The 23283-nt window shown below is 33.8% G+C and carries 26 protein-coding genes; 10 read left to right on the forward strand and 16 right to left on the reverse strand.

Features of this window, described 5'->3' with window-relative positions; all coding sequences use genetic code 11:
• The first annotated feature begins 60 nt into the window (after positions 1–60).
• Complete coding sequence (locus AST99_RS14450; protein WP_057782873.1) at positions 61–669, forward strand: superoxide dismutase family protein; 609 nt, start codon at positions 61–63, stop codon at positions 667–669.
• A 70-nt stretch (positions 670–739) separates the two neighbouring features.
• On the opposite strand, the gene AST99_RS14455 is transcribed toward AST99_RS14450, so the two are convergent.
• The 3 genes from AST99_RS14455 to AST99_RS14465 form a co-directional block, all read right to left on the reverse strand.
• Positions 740–1435: a zinc metallopeptidase gene (locus AST99_RS14455; protein ID WP_057782875.1), complete on the reverse strand. Its 696-nt coding sequence runs from the start codon at positions 1433–1435 to the stop codon at positions 740–742.
• Between the two features lie 82 nt (positions 1436–1517).
• Entirely contained in the window at positions 1518–2618 is a 1101-nt protein-coding gene (gene ald / locus AST99_RS14460) for an alanine dehydrogenase (RefSeq protein WP_057782877.1), read from the reverse strand.
• Positions 2619–2797: 179 nt separating this feature from the next.
• Positions 2798–5908, reverse strand: a complete 3111-nt coding sequence (locus AST99_RS14465; protein ID WP_057782879.1) for a leucine--tRNA ligase — start codon at positions 5906–5908, stop codon at positions 2798–2800.
• A gap of 126 nt (positions 5909–6034) precedes the next feature.
• Between AST99_RS14465 and AST99_RS14470 the strand changes: the two genes are divergently transcribed.
• The 6 genes from AST99_RS14470 (at position 6035) to AST99_RS14495 (ending at position 10233) form a co-directional block, all read left to right on the forward strand.
• A complete protein-coding gene (locus AST99_RS14470; protein WP_057782881.1) occupies positions 6035–6913 on the forward strand; it encodes a cell division protein FtsX in 879 nt (292 codons plus the stop codon).
• Between the two features lies 1 nt (position 6914).
• Positions 6915–7565: a hypothetical protein gene (locus tag AST99_RS14475; RefSeq protein WP_057782883.1), complete on the forward strand. Its 651-nt coding sequence runs from the start codon at positions 6915–6917 to the stop codon at positions 7563–7565.
• 83 nt (positions 7566–7648) lie between these two features.
• Complete coding sequence (locus tag AST99_RS14480; RefSeq protein ID WP_057782885.1) at positions 7649–7903, forward strand: DUF3098 domain-containing protein; 255 nt, start codon at positions 7649–7651, stop codon at positions 7901–7903.
• Positions 7903–8697 (forward strand): undecaprenyl-diphosphate phosphatase, encoded by a 795-nt coding sequence (locus AST99_RS14485; protein WP_057782887.1) that lies wholly within the window; start codon positions 7903–7905, stop codon positions 8695–8697. The genes AST99_RS14480 and AST99_RS14485 overlap by 1 nt, the downstream gene beginning before the upstream one ends.
• Before the next feature lies 1 nt (position 8698).
• Positions 8699–9391 (forward strand): tRNA pseudouridine(55) synthase TruB, encoded by a 693-nt coding sequence (gene truB, locus AST99_RS14490; protein WP_057782888.1) that lies wholly within the window; start codon positions 8699–8701, stop codon positions 9389–9391.
• A gap of 53 nt (positions 9392–9444) precedes the next feature.
• Positions 9445–10233, forward strand: a complete 789-nt coding sequence (locus AST99_RS14495; RefSeq protein WP_069727863.1) for a hypothetical protein — start codon at positions 9445–9447, stop codon at positions 10231–10233.
• On the opposite strand, the gene AST99_RS14500 is transcribed toward AST99_RS14495, so the two are convergent.
• The gene (locus AST99_RS14500; protein ID WP_057782891.1) at positions 10230–10850 is read right to left on the reverse strand and encodes a thioredoxin family protein; all 621 of its coding nucleotides are present in this window, start codon (positions 10848–10850) and stop codon (positions 10230–10232) included. The genes AST99_RS14495 and AST99_RS14500 overlap by 4 nt on opposite strands.
• A gap of 96 nt (positions 10851–10946) precedes the next feature.
• On the opposite strand from AST99_RS14500, the gene AST99_RS14505 reads away from it, so the two are divergent.
• Positions 10947–11510 (forward strand): DNA-3-methyladenine glycosylase I, encoded by a 564-nt coding sequence (locus AST99_RS14505; RefSeq protein WP_057782893.1) that lies wholly within the window; start codon positions 10947–10949, stop codon positions 11508–11510.
• 6 nt (positions 11511–11516) lie between these two features.
• Here the strand turns inward: AST99_RS14505 and aat are convergent, their stop codons facing one another.
• Together aat and AST99_RS14515 are read right to left on the reverse strand one after the other, a co-directional pair.
• Positions 11517–12140, reverse strand: coding sequence for a leucyl/phenylalanyl-tRNA--protein transferase (aat, locus tag AST99_RS14510; protein ID WP_057782894.1), 624 nt, complete (start codon positions 12138–12140; stop codon positions 11517–11519).
• Between the two features lie 101 nt (positions 12141–12241).
• Complete coding sequence (locus tag AST99_RS14515; RefSeq protein ID WP_057782896.1) at positions 12242–12616, reverse strand: DUF3127 domain-containing protein; 375 nt, start codon at positions 12614–12616, stop codon at positions 12242–12244.
• A gap of 527 nt (positions 12617–13143) precedes the next feature.
• Here AST99_RS14515 and AST99_RS14520 point away from each other — a divergent pair.
• Complete coding sequence (locus tag AST99_RS14520) at positions 13144–14307, forward strand: sensor histidine kinase (protein WP_057782898.1); 1164 nt, start codon at positions 13144–13146, stop codon at positions 14305–14307.
• A gap of 9 nt (positions 14308–14316) precedes the next feature.
• Here AST99_RS14520 and AST99_RS14525 read toward each other — a convergent pair whose 3' ends face one another.
• Both AST99_RS14525 and greA read right to left on the reverse strand, forming a co-directional pair.
• A complete protein-coding gene (locus AST99_RS14525; protein WP_057782900.1) occupies positions 14317–14706 on the reverse strand; it encodes an HIT family protein in 390 nt (129 codons plus the stop codon).
• 111 nt (positions 14707–14817) lie between these two features.
• Positions 14818–15291 carry a transcription elongation factor GreA gene (greA, locus tag AST99_RS14530; RefSeq protein WP_057782902.1) on the reverse strand — a complete coding sequence of 158 codons (474 nt, stop codon included), beginning with the start codon at positions 15289–15291 and terminating at the stop codon, positions 14818–14820.
• A gap of 150 nt (positions 15292–15441) precedes the next feature.
• On the opposite strand from greA, the gene AST99_RS14535 reads away from it, so the two are divergent.
• Positions 15442–15885 (forward strand): hypothetical protein, encoded by a 444-nt coding sequence (locus AST99_RS14535; protein ID WP_057782905.1) that lies wholly within the window; start codon positions 15442–15444, stop codon positions 15883–15885.
• A gap of 43 nt (positions 15886–15928) precedes the next feature.
• Here AST99_RS14535 and AST99_RS14540 read toward each other — a convergent pair whose 3' ends face one another.
• From AST99_RS14540 to AST99_RS14575, 8 genes are all read right to left on the reverse strand, one after another.
• Entirely contained in the window at positions 15929–18118 is a 2190-nt protein-coding gene (locus AST99_RS14540) for a TonB-dependent receptor (RefSeq protein ID WP_057782907.1), read from the reverse strand.
• A gap of 343 nt (positions 18119–18461) precedes the next feature.
• Positions 18462–18869, reverse strand: a complete 408-nt coding sequence (gene arfB / locus AST99_RS14545; RefSeq protein ID WP_244973262.1) for an alternative ribosome rescue aminoacyl-tRNA hydrolase ArfB — start codon at positions 18867–18869, stop codon at positions 18462–18464.
• Between the two features lie 4 nt (positions 18870–18873).
• Positions 18874–20427 carry a DUF4301 family protein gene (locus AST99_RS14550; protein WP_057782909.1) on the reverse strand — a complete coding sequence of 518 codons (1554 nt, stop codon included), beginning with the start codon at positions 20425–20427 and terminating at the stop codon, positions 18874–18876.
• Entirely contained in the window at positions 20424–20990 is a 567-nt protein-coding gene (locus AST99_RS14555) for an AAA family ATPase (protein WP_057782911.1), read from the reverse strand. The genes AST99_RS14550 and AST99_RS14555 overlap by 4 nt, the downstream gene beginning before the upstream one ends.
• Positions 20951–21583 (reverse strand): nicotinamide riboside transporter PnuC, encoded by a 633-nt coding sequence (pnuC, locus tag AST99_RS14560; protein ID WP_057782913.1) that lies wholly within the window; start codon positions 21581–21583, stop codon positions 20951–20953. The genes AST99_RS14555 and pnuC overlap by 40 nt, the downstream gene beginning before the upstream one ends.
• A complete protein-coding gene (locus AST99_RS14565; RefSeq protein WP_057782915.1) occupies positions 21567–21827 on the reverse strand; it encodes a thiamine-binding protein in 261 nt (86 codons plus the stop codon). Before AST99_RS14565 ends, pnuC begins: the two co-directional genes overlap by 17 nt.
• Positions 21828–21904: 77 nt before the next feature.
• Positions 21905–22630 (reverse strand): phosphoglycerol geranylgeranyltransferase, encoded by a 726-nt coding sequence (locus AST99_RS14570; RefSeq protein WP_057782917.1) that lies wholly within the window; start codon positions 22628–22630, stop codon positions 21905–21907.
• A gap of 3 nt (positions 22631–22633) precedes the next feature.
• Complete coding sequence (locus AST99_RS14575) at positions 22634–23260, reverse strand: 4'-phosphopantetheinyl transferase family protein (protein ID WP_057782919.1); 627 nt, start codon at positions 23258–23260, stop codon at positions 22634–22636.
• Positions 23261–23283 lie beyond the last annotated feature (23 nt).

Raw genomic sequence — 23283 nt, forward strand, 5'->3', positions numbered from 1 at the left:
CCATCAATTTTTATGGTATCTGTTTTTTAATTTTGACGCAAACAATTAAAAATCAACATCATGAAAATCACAAAATTAGTTTTGATCGCAGTATGCGCTGTAGGTCTAACCGCTTGCGATAATAAGAAAAAAGAAAGCAATCCGATGTCTGACCCTACACATACGCCTAATTCAGAAAGCATTACCAATAATGCGATGGCCGAGGAAATAGATAGTACGGACCAGATAAAAGTAACATTAGAAGCCAAAAGCGATAGTAAAGTATCTGGAACGGTTGTATTTACTGAAATAAACGATACGGTAAAAATGTTGGCTGAGCTTGAGGGATTACCACCAAGGACGGTACACGCTATACATTTACACGAAAAAGCAGACTGCTCGTCTCACGATGCAAAGTCATCTGGAGGTCACTGGAACCCAACAAACTCTAAACATGGAAAATGGGGAGATTCACAAGGTTACCATCGTGGAGATATAGGTAACTTTACAACTGATGAAGACGGAAAAGCAACCGTAACCTTTGAAACTGATGAATGGTGTATTACTTGTCAGGACACCACTAGAACGATTGGTGGTCGTGGTATCATTATACACGAGGGAACAGACGATTATACAACGCAACCTACTGGAGATGCTGGAATACGTATTGCTTGTGGCGGTATAAAATAAAATATAACATTTTGATATAAAAAAAGGTCGGATATAAATATCCGACCTTTTTAATTTTAATAGTATAATATTAATTTCTATTTCCGAGAATTTGCAATGCCCAGTATAATAAGGAAGCTAAAGCACCAATTGCAGCTACTAAATACGTTCTTGCAGCCCATTTTAAAGCATCTTCTGCACCATCGTATTCATTAGGGGCTAACATGTTTTTATTTTTTAACCAAGCCAAAGCACGATTACTCGCATCGTATTCTACAGGTAAAGTTATAAAACTAAAAATAGTAGCCATTCCCATCATTAGTAAACCAACTACAGATACCCAGAACCCTATTCCGGCTCCTGCTGCAGCACCTAGCATAATACCACCTATAACTAACCATTGCGACATTTTAGACGACACACTTACAATAGGTACTAATTGCGAACGCATTGTTAACCAGCTATAAGCTTGTGCATGCTGTACCGCATGGCCACATTCGTGTGCAGCAACTGCAGCTGCCGCCGCATTGGCTTGAGAATATACAGGCTCGCTTAAATTCACTGTTTTATTTCTAGGATCGTAATGATCTGTTAACCGTCCTGGAGTCGACAATACTTTTACGTCGCGAATACCATTATCGGCTAACATCTTTTCGGCGATTTCTTTTCCTGTCATTCCATTTCTTAAATGGACTTTTGAATAGGTCTTAAATTTAGATTTTAATTTATTGCTAACTAACCAGCTTACTAAAGCAATAGCACCAATAAGTATATAATATGTAAACATTCTTCTAAGTTTTAATCAGGTTAAATTTACTATAATATATCAAATAATGCGCCAAATTAATATTAAGAAATTTTGTCAGTGCTTATGCATATTGTAATCCCCATTCAAAAGCTTCCGTAATTTCGCTATACACAATTTTACCAGAAACAATATTTAATCCCATGGCCAAAGACTTATCTTCTATGCAAGCTTTTTCCCAACCTTTATTGGCTAGTTTCAACACATATGGCAAGGTTACGTTTGTTAAGGCTAAAGTTGATGTATAAGGCACAGCTCCCGGCATGTTCGCGACACAATAATGTACAATATCATCTATAATATATGTTGGATCTTCGTGAGTGGTTGCTTTTGTAGTTTCCATGCATCCCCCTTGATCTACAGCCACATCGACTAACACCGTTCCTGGACGCATATCTTTTAGCATATCTCTAGTAATTAGTTTTGGTGCCTTTCCGCCTTTAAGCAATACTCCACCAATAATTAAATCGTGTGTCTGAATGTGTTTTTTAATATTATAAACACTAGAATATTCTGTAACCACATGGCTAGGCATAATATCGTTTACATAGCGTAAGCGTTTCATATTAACATCCATAATGGTAACATGAGCGCCTAATCCTGCAGCCATTTTTGCCGCCTGAACACCAACCACACCAGCACCAAGAATCAGGACTTTTCCAGGCGTAACACCAGGAACACCACCTAGTAAAATGCCACGTCCTTTAATGGGTTTCTCTAAATATTTAGCGCCTTGCTGAATCGCCATACGACCAGCAACTTCAGACATTGGTGTTAACAAGGGTAAAGTGCCATCTTCGTCTTCTACCGTTTCATACGCAATACAAATGGCATTACTATTAATCATGGCTAGCGTTAATGCCTCGCTAGATGCAAAATGAAAATACGTAAACACAATCTGATTTGGTTGAATTAAAGCATATTCCTCCTGAATTGGCTCTTTTACTTTTACAATCATTTCGCTAGATTGATACACCTCTTCTATAGTTTCTAAAATGATAGCACCAACTTCCTGATACACGGCATTAAAAAAACCACTACCCTCTCCTGCTGTAGATTGCACATACACGGTATGACCTTGATTGACTAATTCGAAAACTCCGGCAGGCGTCATACCTACGCGATTTTCGTTGTTTTTGATTTCCTTTGGAACACCTATTTTCATATTTACAGATTTTAAGTGTCATAAAATTGAATAATTTTACGAACACCCACAAGCTTCACAAGACTGAATATCAAATTATTACCAAAAACAAAATCACCTCTATGTTTATAGAGGTGATTATATATATTTCTAAAAAAAGACTATTAAATTTTCGTGAATCCGAAAATATCAACAATGTATTAGCCTACAATATTGATAATCTTTCCAGGAACCACAATTACTTTTTTAGGCGTACGGCCTTGCAATTGTTCTTGAGTTTTCTCGTGAGACATTACAATCTCTTCCAATTCGTCCTTCGTTAAATCTAACGACAATTCTAAAGTGAAACGCATTTTTCCGTTAAACGAAATCGGATATACTTTACTGCTTTCTACTAAATGACTGGCATCGAAAACCGGGAATGGCGCTTCTGAAATAGATGCTGAATTCCCTAACTGGCTCCATAATTCTTCTGCGATATGTGGAGCATAAGGCGATAACAAAATTAAGAACGGTTCTAACACCGCCTTACTCTCACATTTTTGAGCATTAAATTCATTTACAGCAATCATAAATGTAGACACCGATGTATTAAACGAGAAGTTCTCGATGTCTTCTTGTACCTTTTTAATGGTTTTATGAAGCGTTTTAAGATTGTCTTTTGTTGGTTCGGCATCGGTTACCACTAAACCATCTTCATCAATATATAATTTCCATAATTTTTTAAGAAAACCATGTACTCCTGTAATTCCTGCTGTATTCCAAGGTTTCGCCTGCTCTAAAGGCCCTAAAAACATTTCGTATAAACGTAAACTATCGGCACCGTATTCTGCACAAATCTGATCTGGATTCACGACGTTGTATTTAGATTTCGACATTTTTTCGACCTCACGACCTACTTTATACACACCATCTTCTAAAATAAATTCGGCATCTTTAAAATCTTCTCCAAACTCGCCATCAGTTTTTAATCCTTCAATATCTAATTCATCTGAAGCATTTACATACTGAACCTTTACGTGGATTGGTGAAAATTTAAGTCCTTCTACAACTACCCCAAAATTCTGATTATATATATCTTTTTCAATAATTTTATATAATTCTTGAAAAGCAATTACAGTTTCTTTTTGCTCGTCGTTTAATATATCAAAAAACACAGTATCTTCAATAACACTAGCTAAACCTTTGTTGAAGCCATTACCCATTCCGAAAGTCTTCTTATCTTCCGCGGAAATTTTAGAACTTAGAATAAAGTTATACAAATCTTCAAATTTCTTGACGCTATCATAAGAAACATAAAGAGATTTACTTAAGCTAGGTTCTTTAGACTCTTTTGAAGTTGTAGATGTGTGATGTGAAAAATCAACTCTATACACAAAAGCACTAGTTCCCAAAATCATCCCTTGGTTAATCAGCTTTTTAAAAGGTTCTTCAATGTTTACAAATCCGCGGTCTTTTAAGAATTTCACCCAAAAACGAGAATATAATAAATGACCGGTTGCATGTTCGCTACCACCAATATATAAATCGACACTTCCCCAATAGTTAAGCGCATCTTCGCTAGCAAAGGCATCGCCTCGTTTTGAAGCCTCTTCCATATAACGGAAGAAATACCAAGAGCTTCCCGCCCAACCTGGCATGGTGTTTAACTCTAATGGAAATACAGTGGTATGGTTTATCTTTTCGTTGCTAACAACGGTATGTGTTTCTGTACACCAAGCCCAAACATCGGCACGACCTAAAGGTGGCTCACCGGTTTCGGTTGGTAAATATTTTTCTACTTCTGGCAAACGAATTGGTAAATGTTCGGTTGCAATCATTTGTGGTTTTCCATTTACGTAATACACCGGAAATGGTTCTCCCCAATAGCGCTGACGACTAAATACGGCATCGCGTAAACGGTAGTTTGTTTTTCCTTCACCTTGTCCGATTGCTTCCAAGGCTTCAATGGCTTTTGGAGTTGCTTCCTTATAAGACAAGCCGTTTAAGAAGTAGCTATTTGTAAGTTTAGTATTTCCTTTTTCAGCGAACGCTTCTTCAGAAATATCTACACCTTCAAAAATATTTGGAATTGCAATATCAAAATGCTTTGCAAAATCATAATCACGTTGATCACCACAAGGCACAGCCATTACAGCTCCTGTTCCGTAGCTTGCCAACACGTAATCTCCAATCCAAATTGGCACTGGCTCCTTAGAAAACGGATGCTCGGCATACGCTCCAGTAAACACACCCGAAATGGTTTTTACATCGGCCATACGCTCACGTTCGCTACGTTTTGCAGTTTTCTCGATATACGCTTCTACAGCTTCTTTTTGTTCTGCAGTAGTAATTTGTGAAACTAACTCGTGTTCTGGAGCCAAAGTCATAAAACTTACACCAAAAATGGTGTCGGGACGTGTTGTAAAGACTTCAATACTTTCGTTATGGTCTTTTACATTAAAAGTAACACTCGCTCCAACCGATTTTCCAATCCAGTTACGCTGACTTTCCTTTAAAGAATCGGTCCAATCTATATCATTTAACCCTTGTAGTAAGCGCTCTGCATAAGCAGAAATACGCATACTCCATTGGGTCATTTTTTTACGTACAACAGGATGTCCACCTCGTTCTGATACGCCATTTACAATTTCGTCGTTCGCTAAAACTGTTCCTAATGCAGGACACCAGTTAACTTCAGTTTCGGCTAAATACGTTAATCTGTATTGTAATAAAACGTCTTGTTTTTGTTCAGATGAAAATGAATTCCAAGCTTCAGCAGTAAACGGTTCTATATTATCGTCGCAGACCGCGTTTACTGTTGCATTTCCTTCTGCAGAAAACACAGCAATAAGAGAATCTATAGATTCGGCTTTTCCAGAATCTAAATTAAACCAAGATTCGAATAACTGAATAAAAATCCACTGTGTCCATTTGTAATATTCTGGATTAGAGGTGCGCACTTCACGAGACCAATCGAAAGAAAATCCGATTTGATCTAATTGACGACGATAAGTTGCAATATTGGTTTCGGTAGTAATTGCAGGATGTTGTCCTGTTTGGATGGCGTACTGTTCTGCCGGTAAACCAAAACTATCGTAACCTTGTGGATGCAAAACATTAAAACCTTTATGGCGCTTGTAACGTGCATAAATATCTGAAGCAATATACCCTAACGGATGCCCAACGTGTAATCCTGCTCCAGACGGATAAGGAAACATATCGAGAATGTAATATTTAGGTTTTTCAGATTGATTTTTGGCTTGAAACGTTTGGTGTTCTGCCCAATATTGTTGCCACTTGGCTTCTATGTCGTTGAAATTATATTTCATGTTTGTGTATTCCGCTTAATAAAGGCGCAAATTTAAGGTTATTATAACAATGTTGAAAGTTTAAACGTTGTTATCCTTAAGGAAATAGATTTCTTTTATATTTTTACAAACAAATTCACGCCTTATATGAGCTCATCTTTTGAAAATTATCAAAAACGTAGATTAATATCGTCTTATTTTTCTGTGGTATTGAGTATTGCTTTAGTTCTATTTTTACTTGGTTTACTAGGCATGCTCGTGCTAAATACTAAAAAACTTGCCGATCACTTTAAAGAGCAAGTTGTAGTAACCATTTATTTAAAAGATACGGCAAAAGAGGTTGAAACAAAACAGCTTGAAAAAAGTTTATCGATGGCTGAATATGTAAAAACAACCGAATACGTATCTAAAGAACAAGCAGCAGAATTTATGAAGGCTGAAAACGGTGAAGATTTCATGAATTTCTTAGGATTTAATCCGTTACAAAATTCGATTGATGTACATTTAAAAGCCGATTTCGTAACCTCAGAACATCTTAAAATTATTTCAGACGAAGCGCTTGCTAAAACCTTTGTTGATGAAGTGCGTTACGATAATGATTTAGTGAACTTAATGAACGAAAATGTAAAACGCATTAGCTTTTGGATTTTAGTGGTTAGCGGCATTTTTACATTAATAGCTGTATTGCTTATTAACAGTTCTATTAGATTATCTGTGTACTCTAAACGTTTTACAATAAAAACCATGCAAATGGTAGGAGCTACCAAGCACTTTATTAGAAGACCTTTTGTTTGGAAAAGCGTTAAACTTGGTGTTATTGGGGCTGTTTTAGCTTTAATAGGTATGGCTATTGTCTTTTATTATTTAAATAAAACATTCCCGGATCTACAATTATTAAACAACCCTATTCTTATTGGCGGTTTGTTTTTAACCATATTTATATTAGGAATTTTAATCACGTGGATTAGTACATTTATTGCTACCCAACGATTCTTAAATTTAAAAACTGATCAACTATATTATTAATATGACGCACATAAAATGGCTTTGCTTTTCTCTATTATTTGTATGCTTATTAAGCTGTAAAGAAGAGCAAAAAAACCTACCCGAAGATTTTGATTTTGGAGAAGTAAAAGACCACACATATACCAATTCGTATTTTGGATTAAGTTTTGATTATCCAAAAGATTGGTCGCAACAATCCAAGCATGATATTAAAGCTATTACAGATAAAGGTGAAAAATATTTAGCACGCGAGAACACTAAAATGGGATCTATTTTAAAAGTGTCGCAAATTAACACCGCTTATTTATTTTCATTGTTTAAATATCCGTTAAAATCGACTCAAGATTACAACGCATCTTTAAGTGTAATTGCAGAAAATATTGCAGGAAGTCCAGATGTAAAACGTGGCCGCGATTATTTATTCAATTCTAAAGAATTATTAAAACAAACACCTGCACAATATCAGTTTGAAGAGCAATTAGACACAGAAAATCTGGGCGGAGAAACATTCGATATCTTAAAGGCAAAAGCCACTTATGGTCCATATAAAGTACAGCAAGAATTTTACTGTATTGTACGTTATGGCTTTAGCTTATCGTTTATATTGTCTTATACTAACGACGAAGAAAAAGCCGTGTTACACGACATTTTAGATACTGTAACATTAGAGTAATTTTAGAATAGCTTTAAGGATTCTTTTTAAATAAAACCGTTAATTTGCAGGAGCAGTAAAGCAAACGCATTATTACAACACCTATGGGAGAACAAAAACAAAAAAATCTAACTAAAGATGAATTTATCTTTGGAAAGAAAAACTATAAATTTATGCTTATTGGATTAGGTATAATTGCTTTAGGATTTATATTAATGTCTGGAGGAGGAAGCGACGACCCCAATGTATTTAACCCAGACATCTTTAGTTTTAGAAGAATTAGATTGGCTCCAACCTTAATTTTAATTGGATTTGGCGTTCAAATTTATGCCATTTTACTAAATCCGAATAAGAAGTAATGGAAACTATAGATGCAATAATCTTAGGTATAATTCAGGGACTAACAGAATTTTTACCCGTATCGTCTAGTGGTCATTTAGAAATAGGAAAAGCGATTTTAGGCGATCATTCTGTACCAGAAGAAAGCCTTTTATTTACCGTAGTCTTACATTTTGCTACAGCTTTAAGTACAATTGTTATATTTAGAAAAGATATTTTAGATCTTATAAAAGGCGCTTTAAAATTTGAATGGAATGACGATTTACAATTCATCTCAAAAATTGTACTGTCTATGATTCCTGCTGTAATTATCGGTTTGTTTTTTGAAGAACAATTAGAATCTCTTTTTGGCGGAAACTTACTTTTAGTTGGCGCCATGTTGTTAGTTACTGCTGTGTTATTATTTTTGGCAGATAAAGCTAAAGATACCGGAAAACCCGTAACATTTAGTAACGCCTTTATTATAGGCATCTCTCAGGCCATTGCCATGTTACCAGGCATATCAAGATCTGGAGCAACCATTTCTACTTCTGTATTATTAGGTAACGATAAAACAAAAGCAGCGCGTTTTTCATTTTTAATGGTAGTGCCTTTAATCTTCGGGAAAATAGCAAAAGACATTCTTGGTGGCGAATTAAATTTTGAAAACACAGACATTACTGCGCTTTCTGCAGGCTTTATTGCAGCCTTTGTTTGTGGATTATTTGCTTGTACATGGATGATCTCTTTATTAAAGAAAAGTAAACTTTCTTATTTTGCAATCTATTGTGCTATTGTAGGATGCATTGCAATAGGATATACTGTTTTAAATTAATATGAAAACATTAGACGATTACTTAAACGGACAAGTTTTATTAATAGACAAACCTTTACATTGGACGTCTTTCCAAGCTGTAAATAAATTGCGTTGGGAAATTCGTCAAGCGTTCAATATTAAAAAAATAAAAGTGGGTCATGCGGGAACACTAGATCCTTTGGCGACTGGACTTTTAGTGATTTGCACTGGAAAAATGACGAAGCAAATCGACACTTTTCAAGGGCAGATTAAAGAATATACGGGAACTATTGTTTTAGGAAGCACCACACCATCTTACGATCTAGAAACCGAAATTAACGAAACTTTTCCGACAGATCATATTACTCCGAAGATGATTCACGAAGCGACCAAGCCATTTATTGGAGATATTCAACAATACCCGCCAGTGTTTTCTGCCATTAAAAAAGACGGGAAACGCTTATATGAATTTGCTCGCGCAGGTGTGGCTGTAGACATTAAACCCCGAACAATTCATATTGCTAAATTTGAAATTACAAATATTTCAGACCTCAATGTAGAGTTTAGAGTCGTTTGTAGCAAAGGCACCTATATTAGATCGTTAGCAAACGACTTTGGAAAAGCATTACAATCTGGAGCACATCTATCTGTTTTACGTCGTACCAAAATTGGTGATTTTAACGTTGCAGACAGTTTAAGTCCAGAGCAGTTTATAGCTCAACTTAAAGACTAAAATCTTATAAAAAACGTATATTAGTTTTTTGTAAGCCCTTTTACCTCCTATTTTTGAAATTAACAGACACACATAAAGCCGCCTTAATCACTGCACTCATTGCAGGAACAGTTTTACTTGTAGTGTTTAATATACAGCTTACAAAGCGTGAATTTTTCCTTTCTGAAACATTTTACGACATGCAACCTGAACAAAAAACAGAACAGGAGCTGTTAGAAGAAAAAGAACTTGCAGAACAAACAGACCAAGCCAAAGCAGAGACTAATAAAGCCTTTAACGAAACACAAGAAACCAAGCGTTTTTCTCAAGCTTATAATCCTATAGCACCACCAAAAGACTACGAAAATTCTAGAACTACTGAAACTAGTGAGATAACCGATAGTGAAGATGCGATAGATCCGACAAATTCAACATCCGAAGACACCGAATTGGATGCCGAAGAATTGTCTTCTTTTAACTCTGTAAATAGTATTTTAAAAGCGCGAACACAAAAGAAGCAAAAATCTAATGCTTCAAACGGTAATAACTCGACTAATAAAATTGAGATGAATGCTTCTACAAATAAAAATAGTAGTATGCATTATTCGCTAGTAAATAGAACGCATACGTATTTACCAACGCCCATATATTTGTGTGAAGCTAGCGGAAAAATTATTATTAATATAACTGTAAGTGATGCTGGAGATGTGGTAGATACTTATGTAAATAATTCGTCTACATCTAAAAACGAGTGCTTAATTGACAGTGCATTAGAGTACGCCAAAAAAGCACGTTTTAATATAGATGCATCAAAACCTTCACAAATCGGTTCGATTACCTTTTATTTTGAAGGCAAAAATTAAGCCTTTAACAATCCTATTAAATCAGAAATAGTACTTTGTCCCTTATTTAAGTTATACCATGTCTGTAATGATTCCTTAAATTCTGCTGTTAAAACACCATGTTCGGCTTTATAATCTGCAACTAACTTTGTAGCTGTTTTTGGTCTAGGGCCAAAGGTATTAACAACTTCCCCTGTTGTGTTATCTATCATAATTAACTTCGGAATTGATTTTCCGCCGTTTGTTAAAAACAGATTCATTAACTCATCATTATCATCACGAAGCACGACTTTATAGTCAATATTAGCATTTAATTCTGCTACTTTATTAATTACAGGCATAACGTGAGCAGCGTCTCCACACCAGCTCTCTGCAATCACTAACCAAGTTATATCACCGTTAAAAGTTTTAATTGCTTCTGTATCTGTTTCAGAAACCTTTAACGTTTTATCCCAACGCTTCATTCTACTTTCATTCACTTTAGTATAACCAACAAGAGCTGCGGTTTGCTCATGACCCGTTGCACCACCAGTTTTTGATAATTCTTTAACCAAATCCCTAAACTCCTGATAAGTCATGGCGTTTTCTAAACTCTTTTGAATGACTTCATTCTTAACTATAGTACGTGTTGCTTGCATAAGATTCATTATTTTACCTTACAAATTTAATTCTTAAATGTATTTTTTTAGGTAACAGTTGTTACATTAGTAGCTCAAATTGAAAAACCTTACAAAATGGAAAAACACAGATGTGGTTGGTGTAAAAATGACGCCTTATATGAATCTTATCACGATTTAGAATGGGGCGTGCCCGTAAAAGATGATGCCACCCTTTTTGAATTTTTGATTTTGGAAACCTTTCAGGCGGGATTAAGTTGGATTACTATTCTGAGAAAACGAGAAAATTTTAGAAAAGCGTTTGATAATTTTGACTATAAAAAAATAGCCCATTACACAGAAAGTAAGCAAGCAGAACTTCTAGAAAATACTGGGATTATTAGAAATAAATTAAAAATAAAAGCAACCATAAGTAATGCACAAGCCTTTATAAATATTCAAAAAGAATTTGGAAGTTTTAGTACTTATATATGGGATTTTGTAGCAGGAGAACCTATAAAAAACAGCTTTAAAAACTATAAAGATTCTCCAGCAAATACTCCTTTAAGCGACGCTATAAGTAAAGATTTAAAGAAGCGCGGATTCAAATTTGTGGGGTCTACAGTAATCTATGCGCACATGCAAGCCACTGGTATGGTAAACGATCATGAAACAGATTGCTTTAGATATAATGAAGTTTAATTGAAATTAAAGATAACTTAGATAAGTATCTCTAGAAATGGAACGTGCGCCAAGACTTTCTAAATGGTAAGTATAAATTTGGCAATCTATAACTTTGTAATTGGTATTTTGCACAAATGTTATAAATGCAGCTTTACTTGCATTACTAACTTTAGAAAACATGCTTTCTCCACAAAATACATCGTTGCCTAAATCTAACCCATAAAATCCACCAACAAGTGCACCATCTTCCCAAACCTCTACAGATTTTGCAAACCCCATTTCGTACAAATCTATATAGGCTTTGGTCATATTTTCGGTAATCCACGTACCTTCTTGTCCGTTGCGCTTTATGCTAGCACAAGCTTCTATAACCTGAGAAAATGCTTGGTTAACCGTTACTGTAAATTTACAATTTCTAAGGACCTGACGCATACTTTTAGATACTCTTAGCTCTTCAGGGTACAGAACAAATCGTGGGTCTGGCGACCACCATAAAATAGCTTTATCATCTTCAAACCAAGGAAAAATCCCTCGCTTATAAGCCAATAATAACCGATCTGTAGATAAGTCTCCACCAACAGCTATTAAACCTTCTGATGTGGCTTCATCTATACTCGGAAATTCTATTTTATGGGTTAAAAATTTCATACCTCTAATTTAAAAAAAGAATCCATATAAAAGCAAAAACCCCAATATCGTTAGATATTGAGGTTAATCACACTTTGAATTAGTCATTGTATACCTTTAAACTAGAAAGGTAAATCGTCGTGATCGTCTTCATTTAAGCTAGAAGCTGGTTCAAAAGCATCTGCAGGTGGTCCTGGAGGTACGGCTCCTGAAGCTGCATCTTGTACGGCTTCAATTCTCCAACCCTGAATAGAGTTAAAATATTTAGTCTCTCCTTGAGGATTAACCCAGTCTCTACCTCTTAAATTAATACTCACTTTTACGTTCTGTCCTACTGTGTAACTGTTTAGTAAATCTGTTTTGTCTTGAACAAATTCTACTAATATATGTTGAGGATATTGTTCTTCTGTTGTAACTACCAACTCTCTTTTTCTGAACCCATTACTTCCGAATGTTTGGGTTTCTCCTATCATTTTTACTTTTCCTTGTACTTCCATTACATTTAATTTCTATTAAAAAACTCTCTTTATATTTATGCTTTAAGATAAAAAAACACTTTTAAAACTTTCAATTATAATAGGTTATAATTTTAAAAACTTTAGTATCTATTTATCAAATTCATTAACGCCATTCTCACATTCAGTACAACTTAAGGCATCTAATATACTAAGTCGTAATTTACAACATTAATTACAACCTAATTAAAGATTTTCTTTCAACAACGTATGTTTTTCTGAATTATTTTGAATGTGTTTTTTGTCTAAAACACCATAATTGGTAGATTTTACGACTTATATTAAAAAACTAAATAGAGATATATTCTAATAAACCGCTACTTCATCACTCAACAATTAAGCATTTAATATTACTAATATTAATTACTTAGGTTCAAAATTACATCCATTTACCCTTTTAATATTTTACAAAGGTAACTATTCTATCAATTAACAAAAAATGATTTGGACACTTGATCGCACAATATTATTAACAGATTTGCATTATATTACCACTAAAATTAGTTTCCATGCTTTTTACCAAACATAAAAACCTTATTCGTTGGATATTTATCGGATTTTCGTTTGTTATAATCTCTCTTATTTTATGGAACACTTATATGTTTTTTCAAAGTTTTAAAGCTGAAGAACGTATAAAAATGGAAAATTGGTCTGCAGCGCAGCGCGATTTAATAAAAAGCACAAATTTAGATGGAGATATAGGCGAATTACCGCTTCAAATTTTACAGAGCAATACGACCACACCAATGATAATGGTAGATTTAGATGGTAATATTGAACATAATAATTTAGATGAAACAAAAGCCGAAGACTCTGCTTACATTAAAGATCTTATTCTAGATTTCGAAAAAGAAAACAGTCCTATCGAAATTATTTACGACGGTCGTGTACTAAACACCCTATACTACGGAAACTCTCCACTTTTAAACAAATTAAAATATTATCCCATTGCATTTGTACTTATACTCGTGCTATTTGCAGGATTGGTGTACAGTTTTTATCGCAGTACAAAAATTGCCACTCAAAATAAATTATGGTCTGGAATGGCCAAGGAAACGGCACACCAAATAGGTACACCATTATCGTCTTTGATTGGTTGGACAGAAATTTTAAAAATAGAAGAGGTTAATCCCGATTATATTCAAGAAATTGAAAAAGATATTAGCCGTTTAGAAACCATAACCGAACGTTTTAGTAAAATAGGATCCGTACCAACTTTAGAACAGGCTAATGTGGTTAAAGAGACAATTGATGCTTATGATTACTTAAAATCACGATCGTCAAAATTAATAGAATTTAGTATTGATATTCCAAATACTGAAATCCCTGTATTGCTAAATACCCAACTGTATAGCTGGACCATAGAAAATTTAGTTAAGAATGCTATTGATGCTATGAAAGGGAGAGGAAAATTATCTGTAAAAATTGAACCTAGCGAACACCATGTAAGAATTTATGTTTCCGATACAGGAAAAGGACTTTCTAAAAATCAATTTAATAGTATTTTCGAACCCGGTTTTACAACAAAAAAACGAGGTTGGGGATTGGGGTTATCTTTGGCTAGACGTATCATTGAAGATTTCCATGATGGAAAAATCAAAGTGTCCCATTCCGAGATAGGTAAAGGGACAACCATGCAAATTACTTTAAAAATTAACAAAGCACTTGGTTAAAATGTGCTGTTACATAGCTGCACTAATTGCAGCAGCGGTTTTTTCGAATTCGTCTTTAGTAAGTGCTGTCTTTTTTGAAAAGAGCGCATCTTCCATAGCATTTAACGGAATTAAATGAACGTGTGCATGTGGCACTTCAAGACCAATAACTGTCATCCCGACACGTTTGCAAGGCACTGCTTTTTCTACAGCTTTAGCAACTTGCTTAGAGAACTTCATAAGTCCCATGTAAAGTTCATCATCTAAATCAAAAATCTTATCGACTTCTTGCTTCGGGATACATAACGTATGGCCTTTAGCATTTGGATTAATATCTAGAAAAGCCAAAAAATCTTCGGTTTCTGCTACTTTATAACATGGAATTTCTCCAGAAATGATTTTACTAAAAATTGAAGCCATAATATTTTATTTAATATCGTAAATATAAAAAGATTCCTAGAGGTTTAATATGAACCAAAAATAATTTCGGTTTAAACTTTAGAAATCTAAATCTCCTACAAACAGAAAAAATTATCTTGAAATTTCTACAATGTCAAATTTCATAATACCGTTAGGCACCTGTATTTCGGCAACATCTCCAACAGTTTTCCCTAATAAACCTTTCCCAATTGGAGAGTTCACAGAAATCTTTCCTGTTTTTAAATCGGCTTCACCATCTGCTACTAAAGTGTAATTCATTTCCATACCATTAGTTTGGTTTTTAATTTTCACTTTAGACAGTACTAAGATTTTAGAATTATCAAATTGCGACTCATCAATAACACGAGCCCCAGATAAAATACCTTCTAATTTAGAAATTTTCATCTCTAACATCCCTTGTGCTTCTTTAGCTGCATCGTACTCGGCATTTTCACTTAAATCGCCTTTATCTCTGGCTTCTGCAATGGCTTGAGACGCACGCGGACGCTCTATATCTTTTAATTGTTTTAGTTCGTCTCTTAATTTTTTTAGTCCTTCTGCAGTGTAATAAGATACTTTACTCATAACTTCATCGTTTTAATTAAAAAAAATATGTTTCACAAACCTCAGCTTATAAAACATAAAAAATCTCGCGGTACGAGATTAATACACAAATATACAAAATATTTACAGCAAACTACTTTTTGTTGTAATTTGCAATCCGAAATTATGACTATGAAAAAACTTTTTTTAGCGACACTAACCGTATTACTAATGATGAATTGTAGCACTAGTGACAGTTATGAAGATAACCCCTACATTCCAGACTATAAATTTGACACAGGAACTTTAATCAATACCAGTTTACCAAAATACAATGCTTTAAATTTTCCTGGTAACTATATTATTTTAGACAGTTATGGTGTAAATGGTGTGGTTTTATATTACGTGGGATCTAGCATGTATACTGCATTTGAACTTACAGACCCAAATCATGTTGTAACGTCTTGTTCTGTTTTAGAAGTTGATGGTATTCTTGCCACTTGTGGTTGCGATGATGACGATAATTCTTATAATATTGTAAACGGATATCCTAGCACCGATACCGTTGGAGAATATACCTTAAAGCCCTATTTTGTTAAAGTAAGTGGCTCTACAATTAGAGTGTATAATGAATAAAGTAAAAAGGCGATTCAATATTAATGAATCGCCTTTTTACTGTTTAAAATTTTAAAGTTGCACCTACTAAAAAGTTTGTTGTGGCTTGCGGATAATATCCTGCACCTTCAATAGTGGTTACTGAATTGGCGTTACTCCAAGTATCATCATACGTGTAATAATATCCATTAGACACATATTTCTCATTTAGAATATTATTTACCACTCCGCTTAGTATAATAGACTTAAAAATAGACTCCATTTTAAATTCGTAAGTGATATTTAAATCGTTTACAAAATAACTATCTAATTTAGATGTTTCTGAATCTGTATTGCCCATAAATTGTTCTCCTACAAATTTACTTAATAACGAAATTTGTAATGCGGTATTAGGCTGATATACGATTGCATTCCCCATAACTATATCTGGAGAAAATGAAATATTTGTCGATCCATAGTCCTGTAATACACCATCAAAAGATCCGTAAACCGATTTATTTTTATTGGTGCTAAACGTGACATTAGGCTGAATTGAAAAGGCTTTAGAAATTCCGATAGCAGATTCAATTTCCAATCCTAATCGGTAACTTTCTCCACTATTGGTTCGAATAGGGTTTCCAACATCGTCTATGCTTCCAGACAGTACTAATTGCTCGTTATACTGCATATAATACACATTCGCATTAAATTTAAAACGTTGCTTTTCGTGTCTCCATCCCAATTCAAAATCATTTAATTGTTCTGGTTTAATATCTGGATTATTCTGAAAATCGTCTCTGTTCGGTTCTCTGTTAGCACGAGCATAAGAGAAATACATGTTATTATTAGTGTTAAGCTCGTAGGTTATTCCTGCTTTAGGATTGAAAAAACTATATTGCTCGTCTATATTTAAAGGTGTAAGATCTGAGTCTATTCCAGAAGTTTTATAATCTACAAAACGCAGCTGTAAATCTCCAAACAAACTCCACTGTGTATTTAATCTATATGTTGCTTTAGCAAATACACTTAAATCTTTTTTCTTTCCATTGCCATCGTAATAATGATCTCGTATTTCACTATTACTCGCATATTTAGACCAAATAATTTCTCCAAAATGATCGCCATCATACGTGCTGTAAGATCCTCCAAAAAAGGCATTAACATGATCGTTTTTAAAATTCACATTCGCATTAATTACATAAAAATCATTATCTAACCAACGACGACGAATAATATCTGTGGTCTCTAATGTTGTGCTTCCAATAGTTACATTATTTAACCCATAATCTGCAAACGATTCATCTTCTTTATATTGCTCGAAATATCCGCTTCCTTTGGTATAATTAAGTCCTAAATTAGTAGACCAATTATTATTATAACGCTCGTTCCAATGTAATTGATAGTGATCTTGTTGGTAATCGTCTACTTCATTATCATAGAATTGTGTATTGCCATCATCGTCTGTATATATCCCAGCAGAATTGTAAGTTCTGTCGTCTTTAAGTGTTTCTTTATCAATCCCATTCCAAGATTGATATGTGTTTTCATGTCCACCAAAAACAACGGCTTTTATTAATGTATTATCATCTACATAGGCTGCTTGTAGAAAATAGGATTTTAAATCTGTTGAAGCACGATCTACATAACCATCAGACTTTATAACAGACAAACGTCCAGCTATTTCAATATGATTATTTAACAATCCTGTGCTAAATTTCGCATTATGTTTTCTTGTATTAAAACTTCCAAAACTGTTAGAAATTTCTGCACTTGCTTCGTTAGAAACGGCATCGGTTAACACATTAATACTCGCCCCGAAAGCTCCAGAACCATTGGTAGATGTTCCTACACCACGTTGTAGTTGCAAACTTTCTACAGAAGATACAATGTCGCCTAAATTTACCCAAAAGGTTCCTAAAGATTCTGCATCGTTATATGGAATTCCGTTAATAGTAACGTTAGTAGATTGTGCACTTACACCACGCACACGAATCCCTGTGTACCCTATTCCTGCTCCAGCATCGCTAGTCGTAACTACAGAAGGCAAGTAATTTAATAGAATTGGCAAATCCTGTCCTAAATTTCGTTTTGCGAGTGTGGCTTTATCTACATTAGAGTGTGTTATTGGTGAAGTAGCTTGTACACGTACAGCTGTAACCAAAATTTCGTCTAAAGTTTCGGTAGATACAGCAATTGAATCTTGCACTTTTTCTTCTTGAGAAAAGGCTGAAATAGCTGAAATTAAACAGCAGGCTAAAACAATAAAATGTTTCATTCGATAGTATATTAATCGAATAAAAAGAGGCCCTTATTCTATATTTTTAAAATTGATAACATGTTTGAGCATACGCAAACACAATTCGATAACTGTTACTTTATATTATAAATCGGAACATGCATTTGCATTACATGAATAGATTTAGAAGTAAAAATAACATTGATAATCTTATCGCATTCGCAAAAAACATCTTTCAGACATTTTTTATGCTCGATTCCTAAACAGCATTACCTGTTCTAGGTTCAATGGGTATGATCTCAGCCGATATTAGGCACCCCTTTATGAGAACGGTACAAATGTAATAACTATTCCTGAAACATCTAAGTTTTTAGATAAAATTCTAATCTAAGTTTGGCTTACGCCTAGAAGCCTTACGTTCAGACACTACACGCTTACTTTTAAGACGTTTTTTTATAGCAGATTTCGGAATTTTAGTCGGTTTCCTAGGTTTAGACACCTTTAAACCCTCCTTGATAATATGCAAAAAACGACTGATAACTAATTCCTTGTTTTTATGCTGACTGCGGCTTTCACCACATTGCAATAATAACACCTGATTTTTAGTTAATCGCGGCTGAAGATTAGTTATGAGTCGTTCTTTTTGCTCTGCATTTAATACGACAGAATCTAAAATATTAAAACTTAATTCTACTTTTGAAGACACTTTATTTACATGTTGCCCTCCAGCTCCGGAACTGCGTACGGCTTTAAAGGATAACTCTAAAATAAGTTGAGCATCATCAATCATAAATTTAATTTTGGTGCATTGGTTTTAATAAATCTGCGACCGTTTTTACTGGATTAAATGTGTTTAATGGCACTTCTACAAAAACTGTGTTCCAATTTGCCATAGCACCATTCCATAATCCAGGTAATTCTAAAGCTAAAAGATCTTGACCTTCTTTTGTTTTCTTGGTAATAAATCCCGTTTTAGGATCTACAAATTTTAATAAATCGAACGGTTGCCCTTGATAATTTTTAGTCCCACATACTAAATCTACGGGATTAAAATGTGTCGATCCGCTTAAGATGTCTTTCTGTATTTGATTAGATAAATCTATTTGTGCAGATTCTACAATTTGTAAGGATAAGTTACCATTATGGTCTTCTACCCAAAATGGACCTCCACCAGGTTCTCCTTCATTTTTAACCATTCCACAAATACGGATGGGTCTATTTAATTTATCTTTTAAATATTCTATCTGGTAGCTATTTGAATAATTTTCAAAATCCATTGCAATATCAGCATTTAATTTACGTTTTAAAAACTCTGCAATCTCTATTAATTCAGCTTCATCTGCTTTACCTGTTTCTAAATCGTTTAAATATGTAAAGGCTTGTTCCTGAAGCTCTAAAAGTACTCCTGCAAGCACCTTTTTATATTCAACAATATTGTCTTTGTATTTTGAAACAACAACATTATCTATATTTTTTATAAAGATAACATCGGCATCTAAATCGTTTAAATTTTCAATTAAAGCACCATGCCCGGAAGGTCTAAATAATAATGTGCCATCTGCTTCGCGAAATGGTTCTTTTTCTGGCGTAAGCGCAATAGTATCTGTAGATTGTTTTTGATAAGAAAACGAAATATTATAATCTAATCCTGTAGTTTCTTCTACTTGAGGTTTAATCTTTTTAAACTCAGCATCAAACTTATCATTATGTGTTTCTGAGATTGTAAAATGTAAGTTAGCTTTCTCATTTGCTGAGGCATAAGACGCTGCTTCAAATAAGTGCTCTTCAAAGGCAGTAGAAATATGATCGTCGTATTTATGGAAAGGTAACAATCCTTTAGGAAATGCACCGTAATCCAAATACTTATCATCTAGCATAACATGTACAAAAATCCATTTTTGTTTGTCTTCACTAAATGTTGTATAATCTGGATATTTATTAGCAATAACATCCATTACAAGATGATAAAAAGGCAACTGCTCTAAACCATCAAAAAATGAAACTAGATTTTTATCGTTTGTTTTTTCAATATAAGCACTGAAAGATTCTGTTCCTTCTGGATTGAAATTAGACACAAAATTGAATAAGTTTTTAAACATTCTTGTGGCAGCTCCAGAAGCAGGTACAAATTTTAAAACAGATAAATCGTTATGTTTTGCATCGTAAGCATCTACATAGTTTTTTCGTTCGGCATCGTCAAATTTTAGAATACCATGATTAATAATCGCTGGAGATTCTAAATCTATAAAAGGAATACCATTTTGAAATTGTTCTACTTGTCTATCTATTTTTTGAAGAGTAAGTCCCTTCTTATCAATTTGTTTTAAATCTTGTTCTGAAAAATTCATGTGTGTTTTAATATTAAATTGTCGATATGTTTTACGGCTAAATCGAAACGTTCTTGGTAAGTTCCTTTTAGTAAAACATAGGGTTTATTGTAATCGATTAACGCATTTTGGAAAGCATTAAACATAGTTTCTCTTTCGTTTGGTTTATCTCTAACGTCGTCTGCTTCCCAAGGGATGTCAATATACGTTAAAAAGTACAAATTATAATAATTTTGAACTGCCGAAGCTGTTAAAACTTCATTGTAAAACCCTTCGTAATAGACTTCTGCATATACTTTAGTTTCCAATAAATTAGTATCACAAATTAATAGATTTTCAACGGTTTTGCTTAACTCATTCTCTAAAAAAATTTGCCCTTTTGCAATTGGCATGACATCTTCTGACGTTAAAGTTTCATTTTTTTTTAACTTCTCTAATGCATATGTTCTAGAATACTCGGGTACAAATACGGTATTATAATGCGCAGCTAATTGTTTAGCCAACACCGTTTTCCCTGTGGATTCTGGCCCAAATAAAACTATTTTTAAGTTGTTTGACGGGCTTTGCCTAAGGTATTCTTCCATGCGTAATATCCTGAAATTGCTATAAATGTAAATCCTAAATATTGTAGACTTGTAAATGTAAATCCTTTATAAAAATAAAGCGGTATAGAAATAATATCGGCAACAATCCAAAAAATCCAGTTTTCTAATTTCCGTTTTGCCATAAGCCACATACCAACAAAAAACAATGCGGTTGTAAGCATATCTACCCAAGCAGTCCAACTGTTTAATTTATCGAAAATGTGGTATACTAAATACACAAAGACCATGGTGGCAAAAAAAATAGCAACTCCAATTTTTTGTTCCTTAGCAGTCATCTTAGAAATTGGAGTTAACTCATTGTCTCCTGTTTGGCGTGTCCACACATACCAACCATAGACACTCATTATAAAATAATAAGCGTTTATCATCATATCTCCCAATAATCCCCAGTGTAATAATAGATACACAAAAATTAGTGTGCTAATCATTCCTGTTGGAAATACGAGTATATTGTTTTTTTTAGAATACCAAACCGATAAGAACCCAAAGATTACAGCAATAATTTCTAAAACAATATTTATGGTTTGATACCCTTCATATTGACCGAATAAAAAATTAAAAATTTGGGACATAGTCGCTTCTATCGCTCTTCACTATTTTCATATTTGCAATTACCCCATCTTGATTTTGAAAAGATGTTCTTAAGGCATCTGTAAGAAAAGGCATAACTTTATCGAAATCGCCATACACTTGTGTGCTTAAGGGATTTTCTAAAACAGTGAATTCTGATGCTCTTAACTCTTTTATAAACTCCTGTATTGGTGGCTCATAATCTTTATTTAAGGGCATTAAAGTTAATTCTACAGATATTTCCATAATTAGTATATTTTATATAAACACAAAAATACTAATGATTTTAGTATTGAAGGTCGATAAGGAAATATATTTGGGATTTACCAACGTTTAAGTTCGTTGAATAATGCTTCATTTTTTTCTAATGCTGTACCAATCACTACAAGATTTGCTCCTGCATCAAAAGCCAGTTGCATTTGTGCTTTTGTTTTAATACCACCTCCAACAATTAAAGGCACGCTTAAATCATTGCTAACGGCTTTAATAATTTCTGGAGACACTGGGCTTTTTGCACCACTACCCGCTTCTAAATAAACTAAGCGCATACCTAATAATTCTCCCGCTAAGGCTGTATTTACAATATTCTCTATGTGTTTAGAAGACATAGGTTCTGTTTCTGTAACCTTTTGTACCATTGTGGTTTCTCCGTTTTCAATTAAAAGATATCCTGTAGGTATAATTTCTAAACTGGTTTCTTTTAATCTTGGAATAGCCTCTACGTGCTTTCCTATTAAATACGCAGGGTTTCTTCCAGAAAGTAAGGATAAGAATAATAAAGAGTTTGCTTTATCGGTTATCTGTACCACATCGCCAGGAAATAAAACAACAGGAAGATTTGTATAACGTTTAATCTCTAATACTAAAGGTTCTGTAACATCTACAGGAACTGTACTTCCTCCAACAAAAATATAATTAGCAACAGATTGATTTACTTTCTTTACAAAGCCTTTCACATCCTCGAGTCTAATTTTCTCAGGATCAATAAGCACTGCTAATTGCTTTTTATTATTAAAAATGTTATTTAAAATATTATTTAATACGTTCATCTTCTATGTTACAGTGTATACACAAGTAAAATCTTCCAACTCTAAAAAATAGATATCGAAACGACATTTGTGTGCTTTATAATCTATCCAGGCAACAGTTTTATGTTCCTTTAAATCGAAAGGGATCACCAAAATATGATTGTAAAAACTTAATCCTGGTGTAGCATACAATTTATACAAGGCTTCCTTTGCTCCCCAAATAACGGTAAGTTTTTTAACATAATCAATTTCATCTTCATTTAAGTAGCAAAATTCATAATTTGAAAATTTATGCGCTATTAATTTCACTTTTTCTCGATTTTTCTCAATATCTATTCCTGTTTTATTATCGCTAATGATAACGCCAGAAAATGTAAATGAATGTGTTATAGAAATATATTTCCCATCTTTTAAATGCGGTTTGCCATGTTGGTCGTAATATAAATCTGAATCTGTATACCCAAAAGCAGCTAAAAGATGTCTTACACTTAAAAATCCGCGTTGATGCAATTCGCTTTTCATGCCTAAAACACGCGATAAACTTTCAGGTTTTAACTTAACTCCCTGAAACAATTCATCATAAGATTCTGTAATTTTCCAAACCTTAACAGTAGTTTGTGAGTTTGGATGTAGTGTTTTGTATACTGGCATTTATATTTCTCGTACTTATTATG

It is taken from the genome of Formosa algae, assembly GCF_001439665.1.
Taxonomy (GTDB): Bacteria; Bacteroidota; Bacteroidia; order Flavobacteriales; family Flavobacteriaceae; genus Formosa; species Formosa algae.

Coding starts and splice junctions, on each gene's coding strand:
- AST99_RS14450 (WP_057782873.1), top strand. CDS start 61: ATGAAAATCACAAAATTAGTTTTGATCGCAGTATGCGCTGTAGGTCTA.
- AST99_RS14455 (WP_057782875.1), bottom strand. CDS start 1,435: ATGTTTACATATTATATACTTATTGGTGCTATTGCTTTAGTAAGCTGG.
- ald (WP_057782877.1), bottom strand. CDS start 2,618: ATGAAAATAGGTGTTCCAAAGGAAATCAAAAACAACGAAAATCGCGTA.
- AST99_RS14465 (WP_057782879.1), bottom strand. CDS start 5,908: ATGAAATATAATTTCAACGACATAGAAGCCAAGTGGCAACAATATTGG.
- AST99_RS14470 (WP_057782881.1), top strand. CDS start 6,035: ATGAGCTCATCTTTTGAAAATTATCAAAAACGTAGATTAATATCGTCT.
- AST99_RS14475 (WP_057782883.1), top strand. CDS start 6,915: ATGACGCACATAAAATGGCTTTGCTTTTCTCTATTATTTGTATGCTTA.
- AST99_RS14480 (WP_057782885.1), top strand. CDS start 7,649: ATGGGAGAACAAAAACAAAAAAATCTAACTAAAGATGAATTTATCTTT.
- AST99_RS14485 (WP_057782887.1), top strand. CDS start 7,903: ATGGAAACTATAGATGCAATAATCTTAGGTATAATTCAGGGACTAACA.
- truB (WP_057782888.1), top strand. CDS start 8,699: ATGAAAACATTAGACGATTACTTAAACGGACAAGTTTTATTAATAGAC.
- AST99_RS14500 (WP_057782891.1), bottom strand. CDS start 10,850: ATGCAAGCAACACGTACTATAGTTAAGAATGAAGTCATTCAAAAGAGT.
- AST99_RS14505 (WP_057782893.1), top strand. CDS start 10,947: ATGGAAAAACACAGATGTGGTTGGTGTAAAAATGACGCCTTATATGAA.
- aat (WP_057782894.1), bottom strand. CDS start 12,140: ATGAAATTTTTAACCCATAAAATAGAATTTCCGAGTATAGATGAAGCC.
- AST99_RS14515 (WP_057782896.1), bottom strand. CDS start 12,616: ATGGAAGTACAAGGAAAAGTAAAAATGATAGGAGAAACCCAAACATTC.
- AST99_RS14520 (WP_057782898.1), top strand. CDS start 13,144: ATGCTTTTTACCAAACATAAAAACCTTATTCGTTGGATATTTATCGGA.
- AST99_RS14525 (WP_057782900.1), bottom strand. CDS start 14,706: ATGGCTTCAATTTTTAGTAAAATCATTTCTGGAGAAATTCCATGTTAT.
- greA (WP_057782902.1), bottom strand. CDS start 15,291: ATGAGTAAAGTATCTTATTACACTGCAGAAGGACTAAAAAAATTAAGA.
- AST99_RS14535 (WP_057782905.1), top strand. CDS start 15,442: ATGAAAAAACTTTTTTTAGCGACACTAACCGTATTACTAATGATGAAT.
- AST99_RS14540 (WP_057782907.1), bottom strand. CDS start 18,118: ATGAAACATTTTATTGTTTTAGCCTGCTGTTTAATTTCAGCTATTTCA.
- arfB (WP_244973262.1), bottom strand. CDS start 18,869: ATGATTGATGATGCTCAACTTATTTTAGAGTTATCCTTTAAAGCCGTA.
- AST99_RS14550 (WP_057782909.1), bottom strand. CDS start 20,427: ATGAATTTTTCAGAACAAGATTTAAAACAAATTGATAAGAAGGGACTT.
- AST99_RS14555 (WP_057782911.1), bottom strand. CDS start 20,990: ATGGAAGAATACCTTAGGCAAAGCCCGTCAAACAACTTAAAAATAGTT.
- pnuC (WP_057782913.1), bottom strand. CDS start 21,583: ATGTCCCAAATTTTTAATTTTTTATTCGGTCAATATGAAGGGTATCAA.
- AST99_RS14565 (WP_057782915.1), bottom strand. CDS start 21,827: ATGGAAATATCTGTAGAATTAACTTTAATGCCCTTAAATAAAGATTAT.
- AST99_RS14570 (WP_057782917.1), bottom strand. CDS start 22,630: ATGAACGTATTAAATAATATTTTAAATAACATTTTTAATAATAAAAAG.
- AST99_RS14575 (WP_057782919.1), bottom strand. CDS start 23,260: ATGCCAGTATACAAAACACTACATCCAAACTCACAAACTACTGTTAAG.